The 16,759-nt window shown below is 69.5% G+C and carries 19 protein-coding genes and 1 tRNA gene; 6 read left to right on the top strand and 14 right to left on the bottom strand.

The features are described from left to right. Window positions 1-36 precede the first annotated feature (36 nt). The 5 genes from AB0H43_RS02850 to AB0H43_RS02830 all read right to left on the bottom strand — a co-directional run bounded on the left by AB0H43_RS02850 (window position 37) and on the right by AB0H43_RS02830 (window position 4,713). On the bottom strand, window positions 37-735 hold the full coding sequence (locus tag AB0H43_RS02850; protein WP_359995375.1) for an ABC transporter ATP-binding protein: 699 nt from the start codon (window positions 733-735) through the stop codon (window positions 37-39). Next, a complete protein-coding gene (locus AB0H43_RS02845) occupies window positions 732-1,505 on the bottom strand; it encodes an ABC transporter ATP-binding protein (RefSeq protein ID WP_359995373.1) in 774 nt (257 codons plus the stop codon). Before AB0H43_RS02845 ends, AB0H43_RS02850 begins: the two co-directional genes overlap by 4 nt. Beyond that, window positions 1,505-2,689 carry a substrate-binding domain-containing protein gene (locus AB0H43_RS02840; protein ID WP_359995370.1) on the bottom strand — a complete coding sequence of 395 codons (1,185 nt, stop codon included), beginning with the start codon at window positions 2,687-2,689 and terminating at the stop codon, window positions 1,505-1,507. Before AB0H43_RS02840 ends, AB0H43_RS02845 begins: the two co-directional genes overlap by 1 nt. 86 nt (window positions 2,690-2,775) lie before the next feature. After that, window positions 2,776-3,789, bottom strand: a complete 1,014-nt coding sequence (locus tag AB0H43_RS02835) for a hypothetical protein (RefSeq protein WP_359995367.1) — start codon at window positions 3,787-3,789, stop codon at window positions 2,776-2,778. Window positions 3,790-3,891: 102 nt separating this feature from the next. Then, on the bottom strand, window positions 3,892-4,713 hold the full coding sequence (locus tag AB0H43_RS02830) for an inositol monophosphatase family protein (protein ID WP_359995364.1): 822 nt from the start codon (window positions 4,711-4,713) through the stop codon (window positions 3,892-3,894). Window positions 4,714-4,757: 44 nt separating this feature from the next. On the opposite strand from AB0H43_RS02830, the gene AB0H43_RS02825 reads away from it, so the two are divergent. From AB0H43_RS02825 to AB0H43_RS02815, 3 genes are all read left to right on the top strand, one after another. Continuing rightward, a complete protein-coding gene (locus AB0H43_RS02825; protein ID WP_359995361.1) occupies window positions 4,758-5,108 on the top strand; it encodes a hypothetical protein in 351 nt (116 codons plus the stop codon). 245 nt (window positions 5,109-5,353) lie between these two features. Then, the gene (gene sepH / locus AB0H43_RS02820) at window positions 5,354-6,352 is read left to right on the top strand and encodes a septation protein SepH (protein WP_359995358.1); all 999 of its coding nucleotides are present in this window, start codon (window positions 5,354-5,356) and stop codon (window positions 6,350-6,352) included. 194 nt (window positions 6,353-6,546) lie between these two features. Next, window positions 6,547-7,533, top strand: coding sequence for an aldo/keto reductase (locus AB0H43_RS02815; RefSeq protein WP_359995355.1), 987 nt, complete (start codon window positions 6,547-6,549; stop codon window positions 7,531-7,533). Between the two features lie 25 nt (window positions 7,534-7,558). On the opposite strand, the gene thpR is transcribed toward AB0H43_RS02815, so the two are convergent. From thpR to AB0H43_RS02785, 6 genes are all read right to left on the bottom strand, one after another. Further along, entirely contained in the window at window positions 7,559-8,137 is a 579-nt protein-coding gene (thpR, locus tag AB0H43_RS02810; RefSeq protein ID WP_359995791.1) for an RNA 2',3'-cyclic phosphodiesterase, read from the bottom strand. 2 nt (window positions 8,138-8,139) lie between these two features. Further along, a complete protein-coding gene (locus tag AB0H43_RS02805; RefSeq protein ID WP_359995353.1) occupies window positions 8,140-8,769 on the bottom strand; it encodes a hypothetical protein in 630 nt (209 codons plus the stop codon). Window positions 8,770-8,836: 67 nt separating this feature from the next. Further along, the gene (locus AB0H43_RS02800) at window positions 8,837-9,595 is read right to left on the bottom strand and encodes a maleylpyruvate isomerase family mycothiol-dependent enzyme (RefSeq protein ID WP_359995351.1); all 759 of its coding nucleotides are present in this window, start codon (window positions 9,593-9,595) and stop codon (window positions 8,837-8,839) included. Window positions 9,596-9,635: 40 nt separating this feature from the next. Continuing rightward, a complete protein-coding gene (locus AB0H43_RS02795) occupies window positions 9,636-10,898 on the bottom strand; it encodes an MFS transporter (protein ID WP_359995788.1) in 1,263 nt (420 codons plus the stop codon). An 82-nt stretch (window positions 10,899-10,980) separates the two neighbouring features. Continuing rightward, a complete protein-coding gene (locus tag AB0H43_RS02790) occupies window positions 10,981-11,409 on the bottom strand; it encodes a MarR family transcriptional regulator (RefSeq protein ID WP_253763784.1) in 429 nt (142 codons plus the stop codon). Between the two features lie 316 nt (window positions 11,410-11,725). After that, a complete protein-coding gene (locus tag AB0H43_RS02785) occupies window positions 11,726-13,177 on the bottom strand; it encodes an NCS2 family permease (RefSeq protein WP_359995348.1) in 1,452 nt (483 codons plus the stop codon). Window positions 13,178-13,469: 292 nt separating this feature from the next. On the opposite strand from AB0H43_RS02785, the gene AB0H43_RS02780 reads away from it, so the two are divergent. Further along, the gene (locus AB0H43_RS02780) at window positions 13,470-14,288 is read left to right on the top strand and encodes a DUF3027 domain-containing protein (protein WP_359995345.1); all 819 of its coding nucleotides are present in this window, start codon (window positions 13,470-13,472) and stop codon (window positions 14,286-14,288) included. Here AB0H43_RS02780 and AB0H43_RS02775 read toward each other — a convergent pair. Further along, complete coding sequence (locus tag AB0H43_RS02775) at window positions 14,285-14,467, bottom strand: DUF2530 domain-containing protein (RefSeq protein WP_359995785.1); 183 nt, start codon at window positions 14,465-14,467, stop codon at window positions 14,285-14,287. The two genes, AB0H43_RS02780 and AB0H43_RS02775, sit on opposite strands and share 4 nt — an antisense overlap. Before the next feature lie 113 nt (window positions 14,468-14,580). Here AB0H43_RS02775 and AB0H43_RS02770 point away from each other — a divergent pair. Continuing rightward, window positions 14,581-14,653 (top strand) — tRNA-Thr (locus AB0H43_RS02770). A 53-nt stretch (window positions 14,654-14,706) separates the two neighbouring features. On the opposite strand, the gene AB0H43_RS02765 is transcribed toward AB0H43_RS02770, so the two are convergent. Together AB0H43_RS02765 and AB0H43_RS02760 are read right to left on the bottom strand one after the other, a co-directional pair. Next, on the bottom strand, window positions 14,707-15,129 hold the full coding sequence (locus AB0H43_RS02765; protein ID WP_359995342.1) for a hypothetical protein: 423 nt from the start codon (window positions 15,127-15,129) through the stop codon (window positions 14,707-14,709). 103 nt (window positions 15,130-15,232) lie between these two features. Further along, on the bottom strand, window positions 15,233-16,138 hold the full coding sequence (locus AB0H43_RS02760) for a PHB depolymerase family esterase (RefSeq protein WP_359995338.1): 906 nt from the start codon (window positions 16,136-16,138) through the stop codon (window positions 15,233-15,235). A gap of 73 nt (window positions 16,139-16,211) precedes the next feature. Here AB0H43_RS02760 and AB0H43_RS02755 point away from each other — a divergent pair, with 73 nt between their 5' ends. Further along, entirely contained in the window at window positions 16,212-16,751 is a 540-nt protein-coding gene (locus tag AB0H43_RS02755) for a PadR family transcriptional regulator (RefSeq protein WP_359995335.1), read from the top strand. Window positions 16,752-16,759 lie beyond the last annotated feature (8 nt).

Raw genomic sequence — 16,759 nt, 5'->3', positions numbered from 1 at the left:
TCCACCTGCACCGTCCGATGATCAGCCTTCGGCCGCTCATGAATGACTCCCCACGCCCAGGAGGGACTTGGTGAGCTCGTGATCGCCGAGCAGCTCCGACGCGCCGCCGGTCCAGGCGACCTTGCCCGCGGCGAGGACCACCGCGTCGCCCGCCAATCGGCGTACCACGGCGAGATTCTGCTCGACCAGCAGGATCGGGACGCGGACCGCGACCCGCGCGAGCGCGTCCGCCACTTCCGTGACCACCTTGGGGGCCAGACCTTTCGTGGGCTCGTCGACGAGCAGCAGGCGGTTCTCGGTGAGCAGGACCCGGCCCAGTGCGAGCATCTGCTGCTGCCCGCCCGACAGCGAGCCGGCCTTCTGGCTCGCGCGTTTCTTCAGCTCAGGGAACAGGTCGAAGACCAAGTCGTACGCCGAATTCTTGGTGCGTTCGGCCAGCCGGAGATTCTCGGCGACCGTCAGCCCGGCGAAGACGCAGCGGTCCTCCGGCACATAGCCGAGGCCTTTCTGGACCAGCTCGTGCGTCCGGCGGCCGACGATCTCGTCGCCCTCGAAAGTGAGCGAACCGGTGGCGGGCGCGAGCCCGAGGATCGCCCGCAGCGTGGTGGTCTTACCGACGCCGTTGCGGCCGAGCAGCACGGTGACGCCGGTCGACGCGACGTCGAACGAGACGCCCTGCAGGATGCTGAGTCCGGAGAGGACGACCGAGAGGTCACGAACCTGGAGAACGCTCACAGTTCCTCCCCCAGGTACGCCTCCTGCACGACCGGGTTGGCCATGACCACGTCCGGGGCGTCGCAGGCCAGCAGCGCGCCGTGATGCATGACCGCGAGCCGGTCGGCGAGGCCGAGGATGACCTCCATGTGGTGTTCCACCATGAGGACGGCACCTCCGGTGTGGCCGGTCAGCCCGCGGATGACCTCGACCAGGTCGGGGACGTCCTCGGCGGCGACGCCGGCCATCGGCTCGTCCAGCAGCATCACCCGGGGCGACCCGGCCAGCAGCAAGGCGATCTCCAGCTTCCGCTTCTCGCCGTGCGCCAGCGTCCCGGCCAGGGCTTCCCCGCGATCGGCCAGCCCGACCGCGGTCAGGCACTCGTCCGCGCGCTCGGCCACCACCGGGAACCCTTTCGTGCCACGCCACGCCTGCAAGGAACCCCCGTGGTGGGCCTGCGCCGCCAGCCGTGCGTTCTCGCGTACCGACAGCGAAGCGAAGACCGACGAGGCCTGAAACGTCCGGCCGAGCCCACGCCGCGCGCGCCGATGCGGAGCGAGCCGGGTGACGTCGTGGCCGAGCAGCTGGACAGTGCCCGCGGTGGCCACGCGCAGTCCGCTGATCAGGTTGAACAGCGAGGTCTTCCCGGCACCGTTCGGCCCGATCACGCCGAGGAACTCCCCCGCCCGCAGCTCCAGACTCACGCCGTCGACGATCGTGGCGTTGCCGACGCGCCAGGTGAGCCCGGCGGTCGCGAGGACCGCCGGGCCACCGGTGACCTGGTCGGACATCAGGACTTCATCGCCACGGCGGGCGGCGCGCAGTCCTGCGGGTCCACGGCCTTGATCAGCTCAGGCTGCCCGCCCGAACCGAACTTGACCTGGAACATCGGCTGCAGCAGCGCGTGGTCCTCGGCGCGGACGGTGAGCTTGCCCTTCACCCCGTCGAAGCTGTAGCCCTCCAGGGCCTTGATCTGCTTCTCGACGTCGTCGCCGCCCTCGCTGATCGCCCGCACGATCAGCTGGGCCGCGGTGAAGCCGTCCGGGTGGAACAGGTCGAGCGGGCCGCCGACCTTCTCCCGGGCCGCCTTCGCCACCGCGTTGTCCGCCGCGCCGTCGAAGTAGTGCGAGAGGAACGAGATCTTGCCGCCGGCCGCGCCGAAGGTCGGCCAGGTCGACTTCTGGTCCAGACCCGTGACGACCTGGGTCGATCCCAGAACACCCTGCTGGTCCAGCGCCTGCCACATCGCGCTCGCGGTCGTCCCCGCCCAGGCCACGAAGACCAGGTCGGCCTTGGCGTTCTTCGCCTGCACCGCGGCCGGGGTGAAGTCGGTCGCCGTGGCCGGGACGAGGATGCTGCTCACCGTGGCGCCCGCGCCGCCGATGACCGCCTTGACGGCCGCCTCGTTGGCCTTGCCGAATGCGCTGTCCTGGGCGAAGACGAGCACCTTCTTACCGGTCGCGTCGCCGATGAAGGACCTGGCGGTCAGCACGTCCTGGTACGACTGCCGGCCCGAGCGGAACGTGTATCGGTTGACCCCGGTGACGCCGTCGGTCGCGGCCGGCCCGGAGACGAAGAGCACCTTGTTCTGCGCCGCGATCGGCGCGACCTGCAACGCGACGCCGGACGCCGTCGACCCGGCGAGGATCTTGACGCCCTTGCCGATCATGTCCTTGGCCGCCGACACCGCCTTGTTCGGGTCGCCCGCGTCGTCGGCCTCGGAGACCTCGACCGTCCGGCCGTTGACCTTGCCGGTGCCGTTGGTGGCGTACGCCAGACCGGCAGCGAAGCCGGCCTTGTACTGCTGGCCGTAGCCGGCCAGAGCGCCGGACTGGGAGTACACCAGGCCGACCTTGATCGGGGAGGTCTGGTCGCCCGAGGCGGCGTCCTGCGGGCTGGAGCAGCCCACAGCCGCGGCGGCGACGGCCAGCACCGCGGCCGCAGTCAGCGACCGCCGCGTATAAGTAGCGCTCATCAGCGTCTCCAGCACTGTTACGGGGATGTTGCCCGGAGACGTTAGGTGGGCGACGGCGGCCCAGCTATGTGTGCCGCCGACATAACTCAGTACATGGAGAGGTGGACGTGATTCTGATGCTCGGCCGCCGCCCCACAGCACCCGCTGTAGTTGTGCCATCCTGCGCCGGGTGTCCAGATCATCCGGTACCAGATCACGTAGAGGACGCCGAGTGCTCTCGCGTTCTGAATGAAGAACGCCGCCAGCTTGTCGCCGTAGATGCGTTCCGACGAATTGGGCACACCTTCGAATCCGCCCACACTGACCGAGAAGTCACAGGCCCGGCCCTTGGGATGTTCACCCCAGCTCTGCGTACGCCAGCACTTGGTGAACCGGGTGAAGCCGACGCGCTTCGCCTCGTCCAGGGCATGCTTCGTCCGCGGGGTGATCTTGCCGCCGGTGCCGGTCGGGTCCCTGACGGTGGCGCCCTCGGACGGCAGGCTCCCGTCGGCGTTGCGCTTGGTCGGGATCGCCTTCGGCGCGGGGATCTTGAGCCAGCCGGTCGCGGCCTTGCGGCCGCCGGACTTGGACAGCGTCAGCTCCAGCGCGTCGAGCCGCTTCTTCATCTCGGCCTTCTGTGCCTTCTGGATCGCCGCCTCGGCGTCGATGGCTTCCTTGTCGGCCTTGGCGCGCGCCTCAAGACGAGTCAGCCGGCGTAGCGAGTCGTCCTCGCGGTAGTTCATCTCCTCCAGCATCGTCGCCCGTTCGAGGAACGAGTCGGAGCTGGAAGCCGACAGCATCGCGCCGATCGTGGTGAGCCGGCCGTTGGTGTACGCCTCCACCGCGATGGCGGCGACCTCCTTGCGCAGGGGCGTCAGCTCGGCGTTGACCCTGGTCAACTCCCGCTGCAGCGCGGCCTGCTTGAACTGGGACGCCTCCAGCCCGTCCTGCGCTTCCAGGTAGCCACGCGACGCCGCTTCGATGTTCTGAATCAGCTGCGTCGCGTTGCCGCCCTCATCGGGTTCGGCATACGCGCCCGAAGGCGTGACGAACAACGTCACGCCCACGACGAGCGCCAGCAGCGGCGCCAGCCATCGACGTGAAAGTGCCGTCAGAGTCACGGTCGGTTCCTTTCATCACCGCAGGTGGGGGGTCACCTGTCGGGGAAACCGCCGGACAGCGTACCTGACCACGCTGGGCGCCTGGCAGTCCCAGATCGCTCGTCAGGCGGTCACCCAATGTGACGGAAGTCCGTCGATGAGCGCCTTCCGCAGCAGCTCGAAGCTGGTTTGATCGCGCGCGGCCAGCAGACCCGTCCGGGCGTCGCCGACGACATAATCCGTGCCGTCCAAGCGACGAACGACACCCCCGGCCTCGCGAACGATCAATGCGCCGGCGGCGTGGTCCCACGGGAGGCTACGCCAGAACAATGCGAACTCCTCACGCTCGGTGACGATCTCGCGATACTCGTGGGCGGCGCAGTGGAAGCCGGGCAGCGCGGCGCCCAACTCGGGCACTCCGGCCTCGACGCGCTCGCGTACGCCGTCGGGGAGGAACCGGGTCAGAACGCCGCCCCGCAGCTGACCGACGGTCAACGGCTCGGTGCCCATCCGCGTACGCACACCGTCCACATAGGTCCCCGAGCCTTGTTCGGCGGCGGTCATCGAGCCCGGCACGGGTTCGTAGATCACGCCGAGCACCGGCCGGCCCGACCGGACGAGGGCGACCATGATCCCGAAGGGCTCCCGGCCACCGGCGAAGTTGCTGGTCCCGTCGACTGGGTCGATCACCCACACCGGTTCGTCCCCGGCCAGCCGATCGAGTACGCCCGGGTCGGCCGCGGCCGCCTCCTCGCCGACGATCCGGGCGCCGGGCAGCAGATCGGCGAGCCGCTTGGCCAACAGCGCCTCGCTCGCCCGGTCCGCCACCGTGACCAGCTCACCCGGCGACTTCTCCTCGATCTCACCGGCGGTCAGCGCCCGGAATTTCGGGAGCACGACCTCCTCGGCGACCTCTCGAACGATCGTTTCGACCTGCTCCAGCATGCTTTCGCACCCCTCCCGCCGATTCGCCGAATATGATCGCAGACATGATCGCCACGCTGCGCCGCGGTTCCCGCTGGACGGCCGCCGCCCTGCTCACCCTGGGTCTCGCCGGTCCCGCGACGCTCGCGGGCTGCTCGGCCGAGAACGCGTCGGCCAACTGCCCCAGCACCAGCGAATGCACCGTCACCTTCCAGCGCAACGCCGACAAGGCTCAGGTCAGCGTGCTCGGCGTACAGATCTCGGTGGTCAGTGCGGACGACTCCTCCGTCACCCTGAGCGTCGGCGGCAAAGAGGTCACCGTGCAACGCGACGCCTCCGCCACGATCGCCGGTCTCACCGTCAACGTGACATCCATCAGCGACTCCGAGATCGTCGTCAAAGTCACCCGCTCCTAACGCGCGCCCTGACGGCGCACGCCCTCCGCCTTTTCTGCGCAATCATGAACTGCCGTGCGTGATCAACCGGCGTGTCACGTGCGCAAGTCCATGATCGATCACTCCTATACATGATCGATTCGCCAAAACATGAACTCTGGCGGCGTGGCGGGTGTGCGGATGTGCGGCCACCGCGTACCGTGTCCAAGGAAGCGTCGGCGTCATCTCCCCGCCGACGTCGGTCCGCTCAGGGACGGAGGCAAGCGATGCGGCCAGTGCGGTTCGTCGCCCTCTCCGAGGACGGCCAAGCTCTTGTTCTCGCAGACGAGGTCGGCCGTCTCCTTGCGCTGCCCATCGACGACCGGGTCACCGGCGCGGTGCAGGCGGAGCGTACCGGCCCGACCGCGACCCTGACCGTCCCGGCTGGACAGATCGACGGCAGCGCCGCCCTGTCCCCGCGAGACATTCAGGCTCGTATTCGCGGTGGCGAAAGCGCCGACGACGTCGCCCGGGTCGCCGGAGTTCCGGTCGACCGCGTACTGCGGTACGCCGGTCCCGTTCTCCAGGAGCGGGCGATGCTCGCTCAGCACGCCCGGCGTACCAAGCTGAAGACGGCCGACCGCGGCCTGTCCGGCTCGCTCGCCGAGGTCGTCGACGCCCGGCTGGCCCAGCACGGGGTCGACGCAGAGAAGATCTCCTGGGACGCATACCGCCGCGAGGACGGCACGTGGCGCGTCGTGGCGACCTGGCCCAGCGGCAAGGCGACCGCCCAGGCGATCTGGGAGCTGGACAAGACGCGTCAGTCCGTCACGCCGCACGATGACATGGCGCAATACCTGTGCGCCGACCGCACCTCCGCGCCGGACGCGCCGCCGACCCGGGGCGAGACCTCCCGTGGCGGCCACGGCCTGCCCGCGGTGGCCGACGCCGGTCGCCGGCCCAGCCGCGACCCGATCCGGGCCGGGCGGGACGCCCTGGTCGCGGCGCTCGAACGGCCGGGTTCGCCGGGCCGGGGCCTCGACACGCCCGGCGAGCGGCGGACGGTAGTCGGCGGCGCCGCCGCGATGATCGGCGGCCAAGGGACGGCGTTCGACGACGAGCCGGACGCGCCGAAGGAAGTTCCGGCCGTTCCGTCGCTGGCCGTCCTGCGTCCACGGCGGGCCTCCGCGGCGGCCGAGGGCACTGGCGAAAAGCCGCGCAAGCGCCTCCCGAGCTGGGACGACGTGCTGTTCGGCGGGGCGCCCGCCGCGCGCGAGTCCTCCTGACCCTCCTTACCTCACTACGGCGCGCAGCACTTACGCTGCGCGCCGCTTCCTTTCCCGGCGCTCTGTCAGTTCGCGCTGGATCAGGGTTCCCGGTCGAATCTTGGCCCAAGATTCGACGCGGAACCCTGATCCAGCGCAGTGGGAAACGGGCCTAGGTGGCCGGGACGGTAAGGACCGGGGATAGGGTCGGTCCCATGGAGTACACGAAACTCGGCCGGACCGGCCTGAGCGTGAGCCGGCTCTGCCTCGGCACCATGAACTTCGGCCCCAAGACCACCGAACCCGACAGCTACACGATCATGGATCGCGCGCTGGAGCTGGGACTCAACTTCTTCGACACGGCCAACGTGTACGGCTGGAAGACCGGTGAGGGCGTCACCGAGCAGATCATCGGCCGCTGGTTCGCGACCGGCGGTGGCCGCCGGGACAAGGTCGTCCTGGCCACCAAGGTCTACGGGAAGATGGGCGACTGGCCCAACGACTCGGGCCTGTCCGCCCGGCACATCATCAAGGCGTGCGACGACTCGTTGCGCCGTCTCCAGACCGACTACATCGACCTCTACCAGATGCACCACGTCGATCGGTCCACGCCATGGGACGAGATCTGGCAGGCTATGTCCACATTGGTGCAAGCCGGCAAGGTGATCTACGTCGGCTCGTCCAACTTCGCCGGTTGGCACCTCGGCCTCGCCCAGGCGTCGGCGAAGGAGCACGGCGTCCTCGGGCTCGTCTCGGAGCAGTGCATCTACAACCTGTTCGAGCGTACGGTCGAGCTTGAAGTGGTGCCGGCCGCGCAGCACTACGGCATCGGCATCATTCCGTGGTCGCCGCTGCACGGCGGGGCGCTCTCCGGCATGCTGCGCAAGCAGGCCACCGGCGACGCCGCCCGGGTCAACGAGGGCCGGGCGAGCGACGCGGCCACCGCCAGCCGGGAGACGATCGAGGCGTACGAGAAGCTCGCGGAGCAGATCGGCGTCGACCCGGCGAACCTTGCCCTCGCGTGGCTGCTGTCTCGGCCCGGAGTAACTGCGCCCATCATCGGCCCGCGTACGCAGGCCCAGCTGGACGCGGCCGTCGGCGCGCTCGACGTCACGCTCTCGTCGGAGACCCTGGCGCGGCTGGACGAGCTCTTCCCGCCGGTGGGCAAGGGTGGACCCGGCCCCGAGGCGTGGGCCTGGTAAAGCCGCCCGGCGGTCGGGCCGCGGCTCAGGAAAGCGGCCAGGAACGCAGACGCTCGTAGCGACGGTCGTCGCCGAGATGGCTCCGGACCAGCACCAGTTCGTCGACCTTCCAGGTCGGACCCGCGTATTGGTGCAGGGCGGCCAGATCGGCGGCGACCTCGTCGCCGGAGAGGCTGTCGCCGCACCGGGCGAGCGTCAGGTGCGGCCGGAACGGCTTGCCGTCACTGCTCGGCAACCCGGCCTCGGCCAGCTCGTGATTGATCTGCCCGGCCAGGTCGGTCAGCCGGCCCAGGTCGCCGTGCAGACCGGCCCACAGGATCGTGCTGGCGCCGGTGCCGAAGCGGCCGCCGTCCGCCACCCGCAAGGGCGGCACCCCGGCGTGCTCCTGCGGCCAGGCTTCCGCGACGCGCCCGACAGCGCCTTCGGCGGCGGCCACCCCCGCTTCGTCGACTTCACCCAGGAAGGCCAGCGTGACGTGCCAGCGTTCAGGTGCGTCCAGCCGGACGTCGCGACCGGCGGCGGTCGCCTTGCCCAGGTTCAGCCGAGCGACGAAGGACTCGAGATCGGCGACGGCGGGCGGGGGCGGGAACAGTGCGACGAACATCCTCACCGCAGCCGAACCCCCGCGGCGATCAGCTCGCCCTCGATCCGCAACCGCTCGATCTCTCGATCCATATCCGTCAACTCCTCCAGATGTTCGGCGATGCCGAGCGCCCGGCACGCCTCCCGTAGCTTGACGTCGTAGGCCCGCTCGACCGCGCCGTGCCAGACGTCGTTGCGCTGGCCGATGCCCAACCGATCGGCACCGAGCCGACGCAGGTCGGCGGCGATCCGCTCGAACGGCGGGTGCGAGGAAGCCGACGGCGGAGGCGGCGGAACCGTGGCCTCCTGCAGCCGGGCCGTGATGCTCGCCCAGACGGCCGCGGGCATCGCCAGCCAACCGTGCGGCGCCTCCTCCTCCGGTACGCCGCCACGCCCCGTCCCGGCCGCGACCGGAGCCGTGGGTGCGGTGGCGAAGAGGGCGGCGACCGGCGCCAGGAAGGCGCGCGGCGGCGTCAGCGATCGCTCCATCTGATGCAGGGTGCGCTGCTCGAGCCAGTGCTCACGGCGGCGGCGCAGCGAGTCGCGGACGGACACGATGAGCTCGTCGGCGCAGATCATGGCGGCGATCGCACACGGCAGAGTGACCAGCGCGATCAGCGCCACGGCCAGCTCCAATGCCTTCACCACCGCCATATCCTCCGAGCCTAGTCGTCCCCTGAAGTGACCGCTACGAATTTCCGCCCAGTGATACCGCCCAGACTCATTGTGTGGCGATCCGCTGAAGATCGCGCAGTTTGCCGGAAACAAGGGGATTGCCGGAGAGGCTTACCACCGAGTCGTCGGCGCGCCGCCACAACCACAGCAGTACGCCGGAAGGCGACCCCGAGACGGTGGCGTCGGCGGCAGTGCCCGGATCGGCGTCCTCGACCGTGACCGTGCCCGGCCGGAGTCCGACCAGCCAGGCCCGGCCGCCCGCCGAGACGAGCAGCGTCTCGCCCCCACAACCGGCGAGCGCCTCCGCGAACTCCTCGGGCCACTGAATCACCTGGTATGCCAGGAACGCCCGCAGGTTCTCGTCGATCCCGTCGAGGGCGACGTCGTCGGGCACCTGCGTCGGCGGCTGCCCCGCCGCGAGTTCGCCGTCCACCCGGTGGATCACCGTCTCGTGCACCATCCGGCGGATCCAGAAGCCGACCGTCTGATCCGGCTCGTACCAGGTCTGCACCGTGGACTCCGGAGAGTGCCGCGCGAACTCCGCCGTCAGCGCGGCGTACGCCCGGGTCAGGCGATCGGCGGGAGCCTCGGGCGGCAGATCCTCCGGCGGCCACGGCTGCGGAAAGGCGCCGAGTCGCATGGTCTCGACCTTGTGGAGGTAGACCATCGAGACGTGCTCCACCAGGTCGGCCATTGTCCAATCGGGACACGTGGGCACCTTGGCGCCCAGGTGGTCGCCGACGGCGACGCCGAGCAGGCGCTGGTAGTCGTCGCCGAGCACTTCGAGGAATCGTGTGGTCTCCATCGCCTCACCCCACCACGGCGGTACGACAACCCCGGCCCGGTCACCCCCGCGCAGTGGACACGGTCAGTTTCGGCACTGGGCGTACTGTGAATTCCAGACGGTCCCCCGCGTGCCGCAACTGCCACGCGAGCGCGACCAGCGCGGCGATCAGCGAGACCGCGCCGCCGAGCCAGATCGAGGTGCCCGCGCCCAGGTGTTCGGCCGCCCAGCCGATCGCGGGCGACGAAACCGGCGTGGTCCCGAGGAAGACCAGCACGTAGAGCGCCATGACACGGCCGCGGTAGGCCGCCTCCGTGCCGAGCTGGACCCGCTGGTTGGCCGACTGGGCGAAGAACACCATGAAGAACCCGGTCGGGATCAGCAGCAGGATGACGCCCCAGTACGCCGGGACCAGCCCGACGAACAGCTCCAGCGTGCTGAACGTGATGGCCGCGGTGAGCATGAGGTACACCGACGGGCGGCCCTTGCGGAAGGTGCCCGCCAGCGCACCGCCGAGCGCGCCGACCGCGAGCGCGGTGGTGAACAGGCCGAACGACGCGGCGCCGGTGTTGAACACGGTCTTGGCGAGCGCGGCCAGGGTCAGCTGGAAGTTGAACCCGGCCATCCCGATGACGCCCATGAGCAGCATGGGCAGCCGCAGATCGGCGCGGTGCCAGGCGTACTTCAGCCCGTCGAGAATGCGGGCGTCGGCTCGCTCGTCCTTGGACGCCAGGTCCTTGCGGAAGAGGTCGGCCGGGCGCATCCGGGCCAGTCCGAGCAGCGGCGACAGCGAGCTGACGGCGGCGATCAGGAAGACCGGTCCGGTGCCGAACGCGGCGATCGCGACACCGGCCAGCGCCGGGCCGATGATGCGGGCCGAGTTGAACGTCGCCGCGGACAGCGACAGCGCGTTCGGCAGCAGCGGCGACCCGACCAGCTCCGAGACGAAGGACTGGCGGACGGGCGTCTCGATGGCCTGGGCGATGCCGAGGAACAACGCGAAGACGTAGATGTGCCAGATCTGCACGGTGCCGGCCAGCACCAGGATCGAGAACAGCAGCGCCAGGAGCGTCCAGAGGCCGTTGGCGACCAGCAGGATCAGGCGCTTGTCGTAGCGGTCGGCGAGCCGCCCGCCCGGCAGGGTCAGCAGGGCGGCCGGGACGAACTGGAGGGCGGTCACGATGCCGAGCGCGGTGGCGCTGTTGTCCGACAGCGAGAGAACCAGCCAGTCCTGTGCGACGAACATCATCCAGGAGCCGATCAGCTTCACCAGCTGACCGGTCGCGAACAGACGATAGTTCCGCACCATCAGGGACCGGAACATGGTTTTCACGAGCGCTGCCCTCCGCCTAGCCGACATCCACATCGGACGAAGCGGGCCGACCCAGGCTCGGGCGATGCGCGCTCTAGTTGCGGGCGATCCTGGACAACACCTCGGCGGCGTGCGAGAGCACGTCACGTTCATCGGGGGTCAACTCAGCCAGGCGGGCTGCCAGCCATTCGTCTCGAACCCGCTCGTACTGCCCGAGGATGTCGCGTCCCAGACCCGTGCTCGACAGGATGACCTGCCGTTTGTCGGTCGGGTGCGGCGTACGCTGCACCAGGCCACGGGCCTCCAGTTTGGCCACGATCTTGGTCATCGTGGGCGGTTGGACGCGTTCCACGTCGGCCAGTTCCCGGGGGGTCAGGGCACCGGCCAGTTCGAGGCTGGTCAGAGCGGACAGCTGGGTCACCGTCAGATCGCCAACCGGCCGGGCCTGCCGGACCCGCCGGTTGAGCCGCGTGATGGCGTCACGCAATCGAACCGCGAGTTCAGTCGCGGGTTCCGCCACCATCGGCCACTCCGTCACGATTATTAGGCTAGCTAATGAGCCTGGCTAACGACATCGTTTTATGAGGTGAAACACCATGTTGACCCGTCCGGTTGATCTTGTACCGACCGGACGGCGCGGTCGCGCCGACGTTCGGCCTTGATCAACTCGGCGGGCGACCCCACGGCCGACCCGCCGGCCGACCCGCCGGTCGGCCGGTAGGCCGGCCGGTAGGCCGACCGGTAGGCGCTGGATCAGGGTTCCAGGTCGAATCTTGGCGCAAGATTCGACCGAGATCCCTGATCCAGCCCCCCGGAACCGCCGAGTCGCCCGACCGGGGTCAGATCCACTCAGTGATGACGCCTCGGAGGAAGTACAGCACGAACAAGGCCGCCACGCCCCACAGCAACGGGTGAACGTCGCGTGCCTTGCCCTTCGCCGCCTTGATCAGGACGAACGAGATCACGCCACCGCCGATGCCGTTCGTGATCGAGTAGGTGAACGGCATCAGGATGATCGTGAGGAACGCCGGGATGGCGATCTCGTAGTCGGTCCAGTCGATCTGGCGTACGCCGGTCATCATGAGGAAACCGACGATGACCAGGGCGGTCGCCGCCGCCTCGAACGGCACGACGGTCACCAGCGGCGACAGGAACATCGCCAGGAGGAACAGCACGCCGGTCACGATGCTCGCGAGACCGGTCCGCGCGCCCTCGCCGACACCCGCGGCGCTCTCGATGTAGGACGTGTTGCTCGAGACGCTCGCCGCGCCACCGGCGGCCGCGGCCACCGAGTCCACGAGCAGGATCTCCTTGGTACGCGGAGGCATGCCGTCGCCGCCGATGAGGTGGCCGTCGGGGCCGGCCTCCTCGCCGACCGCGACCATGGTGCCCATCGTGTCGAAGAAGTCGCTGAGCATCAGGACGAAGATGAAGACGAGGGAGACCGCCGCCCCGGCCGCCTTGAAGCCGCCGACCAGGCTGAAGTTCCCGAGCAGGCTCAAGTCCGGTACGCCGACCGCCTTGTCCGGCCAGCTCGGAACGTTCAGGCCCCAACCGTGCGGGTTGCCACCCGGGCCGGACGGGCCGGCGTTGGCGATCGCCTCCACGATGATGGCCAGGATCGTGGTGCCGACGATGCCGAGCAGGATCGCGCCGCGTACCTTGCGGGCGACCATCACGATGGTGGCGAGCAGGCCGATGGAGAAGACCATGCCCGGCCAGGTGACGATCACGCCGTTGAAGCCCATGCCGACCGGGACCGTCGTGCCCGCCACGTCCGGGACCCGCATGACGAAGCCGGAGTCGACGAAGCCGATCAGCGCCAGGAAGAGACCGATGCCGACGCCGATGGCGATCTTCAGCTGGCCCGGCACCGAGTGGAAGATCGCCGTACGCAGCCCGGTCAGCACCAGGATGCCGATCAGGATGCCCTCGATGACCACGAGCCCCATGGCGTCGGCCCAGGTCATCTGGGAGGCGATGTCCTTCGCCACGATGACGTTGACGCCGAGGCCGGCCGCCAGGGCGAGCGGGAACCGCCCGTAGACCCCCATGAACACCGTCATCACGCCGGCCACCAGCGCCGTTGCCGCGGCCACCTGCGGAATGGAGAGCGTCGCCCCCGTGCTGTCCTTGGCCGAGCCCAGGATCAGCGGGTTGAGGACCACGATGTACGCCATCGTGAAGAAGGTGGCCAGGCCACCGCGGAGCTCGCGGGCGAGGGTGGACCCCCGCGCGCTGATCTCGAAGTATCGGTCCAGGAACGGAAGTTCCCGCGCAGTCGTCGACATGGGCCGCATCGTGGCATAAAGAAGGTCACCCGTCACGTCTGTCCCACCAGGTCGCAGCAGTTCCGTGCCGCGACTCGACCGGCAGATCACGGTTGCGCCCGGTTCCGGCGGCCAAGATCACACCCCAGATCCCTGATCCTGTGGCGACATCCGGTGGCGACGCCCGATGACCACGCCCGGTGGCGATGCCCGATGACCACGTCCGGTGACGACGCCCGGCGACGACGCCCGGCGACGACGCTCGGTGACGACATCCAGTGGCGGCGCCGGAGGCCGCCGGGGTAGCCGCAGGATGCCGCCAGGTTGGCAGGGTCGCTCGCGCGACCGCCCACCGATGAGGAAGAATGTCCCCGTGACCAGGACCGCCACCCGCCCCGCCCGCCTCGATCAGGTCTGCGCCGACGCCGTCGAGGTCGCCCGCGCCGCGATCACCGAGGTCCCGGCGGAGGAGGTCGGCGATCACGAGGGCGTGGTGGCCGAGGCCGACCGCCTCGTCACGCACTACTTCGCCTCCCTCCGGCCCGGTTATCGGGGCTGGCAGTGGGCCGTCACCGTGACGCGCGCGCCACGGTCCAAGCTCGTCACGGTCTGCGAGACCGTCCTGCTGCCCGGCAACGGAGCGCTGCTCGCTCCGGGCTGGCTGCCATGGGAGGAGCGGCTGCGCCCGGGCGACCTGGGCGTCGGCGATCTCCTGCCGACCGCGCCCGACGACCCCCGGCTCGTGCCCGGCTACCTGCTCGCCGACGATCCCGAGATCGACACGGAGAGCTGGGAGCTGGGCCTCGGCCGGCCGCGCATGATGAGCAAGGAAGGGCGCGAGGAGACCGCCCAGCGCTGGTATGACGGGGATCACGGTCCGCATGCGCCGATCGCCGAGGCCGCCCCTCGGCACGCGCGCTGCGTATCCTGCGGATTCCTGCTGCTCATGGGCGGCGCGATGAAGCAGATGTTCGGCGTCTGCGGCAACGAGTACGCGCCTGACGACGGTCGCGTCGTGTCGCTGGATCACGGCTGCGGCGCGCACTCCGAGGTGGTCGTGGAGGCCGGTTCGCCGGTCGAGGCGCTGCCCACGGCATACGACGACGGCGCGGTCGAAGAGGTCGACGTCTAGGACGCGGCTTGGCGGCGGGCGCGGTTGCGATCGTGCACCCGCATGGTCAGCCAGCCGGGGATTCCGGCGATGACACCGGCGACGCAGATCCACAGCCAACTGGTCGGCGCGTCCACGATCCACAGCACTATGCCGGCGAGCGCCCACAGCGCGATGCCGCCGATGGCCAGCGGGGTCATCGGCGGGTCCAGCGGCTTGACCGGCGGCTCGGCGGCGGGCGGGGTCGACGTCACGCGCACGAGGATACCGGTTAGGAAGATCGCCGGAGCATCGCGTACACTGGTCAACCGTTGCCGCCTTAGCTCAGTCGGCAGAGCGATTCACTCGTAATGAATAGGTCAACGGTTCGATTCCGTTAGGCGGCTCTGCGAAAAAGGGGCCTCAGCTCACCGGCTGAGGCCCCTTTTCCATGTCCGCGTCAGCGCATCGGCCGTCCGGCGCCGTCGCGGAAGTCGCTGCCAGCCAGAATGACCACCCCGTCGATCATCGACCACAGCGCCACGCCCGGGGTGATCAGCACCAACACCAGCGGGACGATGAACATCGACAGGCTCACTCCACAGCAGCCGAGGACGATGCCCGCCAATCCCGCGAGCAACTGAGTCAGCCCGATGCCGACGTGCCCCGCATAGAGGCGGCCGACGCCGCAGACCCCGACCAGCGGCAGGAGCAGCTGGAGGAGACCGGCCGCGAGTTTTCCCTTGTCGGAGTCCGGCGGAGGCCCCCAGACCGGTTGCGGCAACCAGCCGGGCTGCGGTCCCCAAGTGGGCTGCGGCTGCGGATACAGCTCGAGCTCATGACGTGGTTCTTGCGGCGGAATCCAGGGGCCGGGGTGAGACATGCGTGGATCATAGGGAGCGACGCCGTGGAGCATCCCCAGCTGGACGACCGGCCTCCGCGGCCGAACCGCTCGCGGTCCGCTGGCTGATCCGTGGACCCGGCCGTCATTTCCGGGGGTGAGCCGTGAAGAAGTCCCACATCACGTCGACGGCGTTGATCTTGGTCTCGGGGCTGCCGAGCCCGACGTCGGTGCCGCCCGGCCAGCGGTGCGCCATCCCGCCGATCTGGTAGTCGACCACTTCCGAGCCGTCGGCGCAGCGCGTACGGGTCCAGGTGATCGCCTTGGCGTAGACGCCTTTGCCGGAAGCCGAACACTGAACCCGGGCGCGCCACTTCGCCAGGCCGTCGTTGAAGACGTCCGCCCGGTCCGCGCCGCCGATGAAGGTCACCACGGAGACCGGCGCGCTCGGCCGGAATGCCGGATCGGCCGCGCGGAAGCCGGTGAAGCCACCGGAGACCGGCGCGATCGCCGCGAACAGCCCCGGCGCCTCGACCGCCATCCGGAACGTCATGTCGGCCCCGTTCGAGATGCCGGTCGCGTACACCCGGCGCGGGTCGACCTTCCACACCTCGATCATGTGCGCGACGAGCGCCTCGACGAACCCGACGTCGTCATAGTCGCCGCAGCAGTCCATCGCGTTGAATCCCGAGATGATGGTCTCGGGATAGACCACGATGAACCCCTTCTGGTCGGCCTTGGCGTCCAGCCGCGTCATCCGCCGCAGGGTGTCCACATCCGACCGGTAGTAGTGGAACGCCACGACCAAAGGCAGCCCCGGCTTGTACCCGGCGGGCGCGTGCGCCTGCGCAGTGCGGGCCTGCCCGCCGACGTCCAGCCTGATCGTCTGGTCGCCGCCGCGCGGCACGTCCGGCACCGACGGACTCGGGCTCGCACTCGACGCGGCCACCGACGGACTCGGGCTCGGCGGCGCGGCCTCGGGTTTCGCGTCGCACGCCGCCAACACTATGAGTACGCCCAGCGCAGCGCCCGTGGCTCGGATGGTTCTCATCGCAGCTCCCTGCTTGCCGAGAGGTGACTATGTCAGAAGTGACATAAACTATGTCTCTGTTGAAATAGCAGATGTGAGCACGTTGCGCTATGCCCTCCTGTGCGCCCTGCACGCCGGCCCGCTGACGGGATACGAGATCGTGCAGCGGATGCGCCGTCCCATCGGGTACTACTGGACGGCGCAGCAGAGCCAGATCTATCCGGAGCTGAGCCGGATGACCGACGACGGGCTGATCGCGCACGACGCCGCGGCCGGGCCGGGTCCGCACGACCGCAAGACACATCGGCTGACCGAGACCGGACTCGCCGAACTGGCCCGCTGGCTGACCGAACCGCCGCAGCGACGCCCGCCCAAGGACGAACTCGTCCTCAAGACGTACGCACTCGCGGTCGCCGACCGCGACGCCATGCGCGCCCTGTACCGGGCCGAAGCGCAGAAGCATCGGGCGCAGCTCGACGACTATCTCGCGCAACAGGCACAAGCCGAAGCCCGCGGCGACGATCACCCGGCGAGCCCCCGATTCGGCGCGTATGCGACGCTCCGGATGGGGGTCGCCGCCGAACGGACGATGGTCGACTGGTGTGAATGGCTCGTCCTGCAACTCGGAAGGTAACTATTCAG

This window comes from Hamadaea sp. NPDC050747, assembly GCF_040654195.1.
Lineage (GTDB): Bacteria > Actinomycetota > Actinomycetes > Mycobacteriales > Micromonosporaceae > Hamadaea.
Note: the sequence above shows the minus strand (reverse complement) of the source record. Positions and strands in the feature narration are given on the sequence as shown.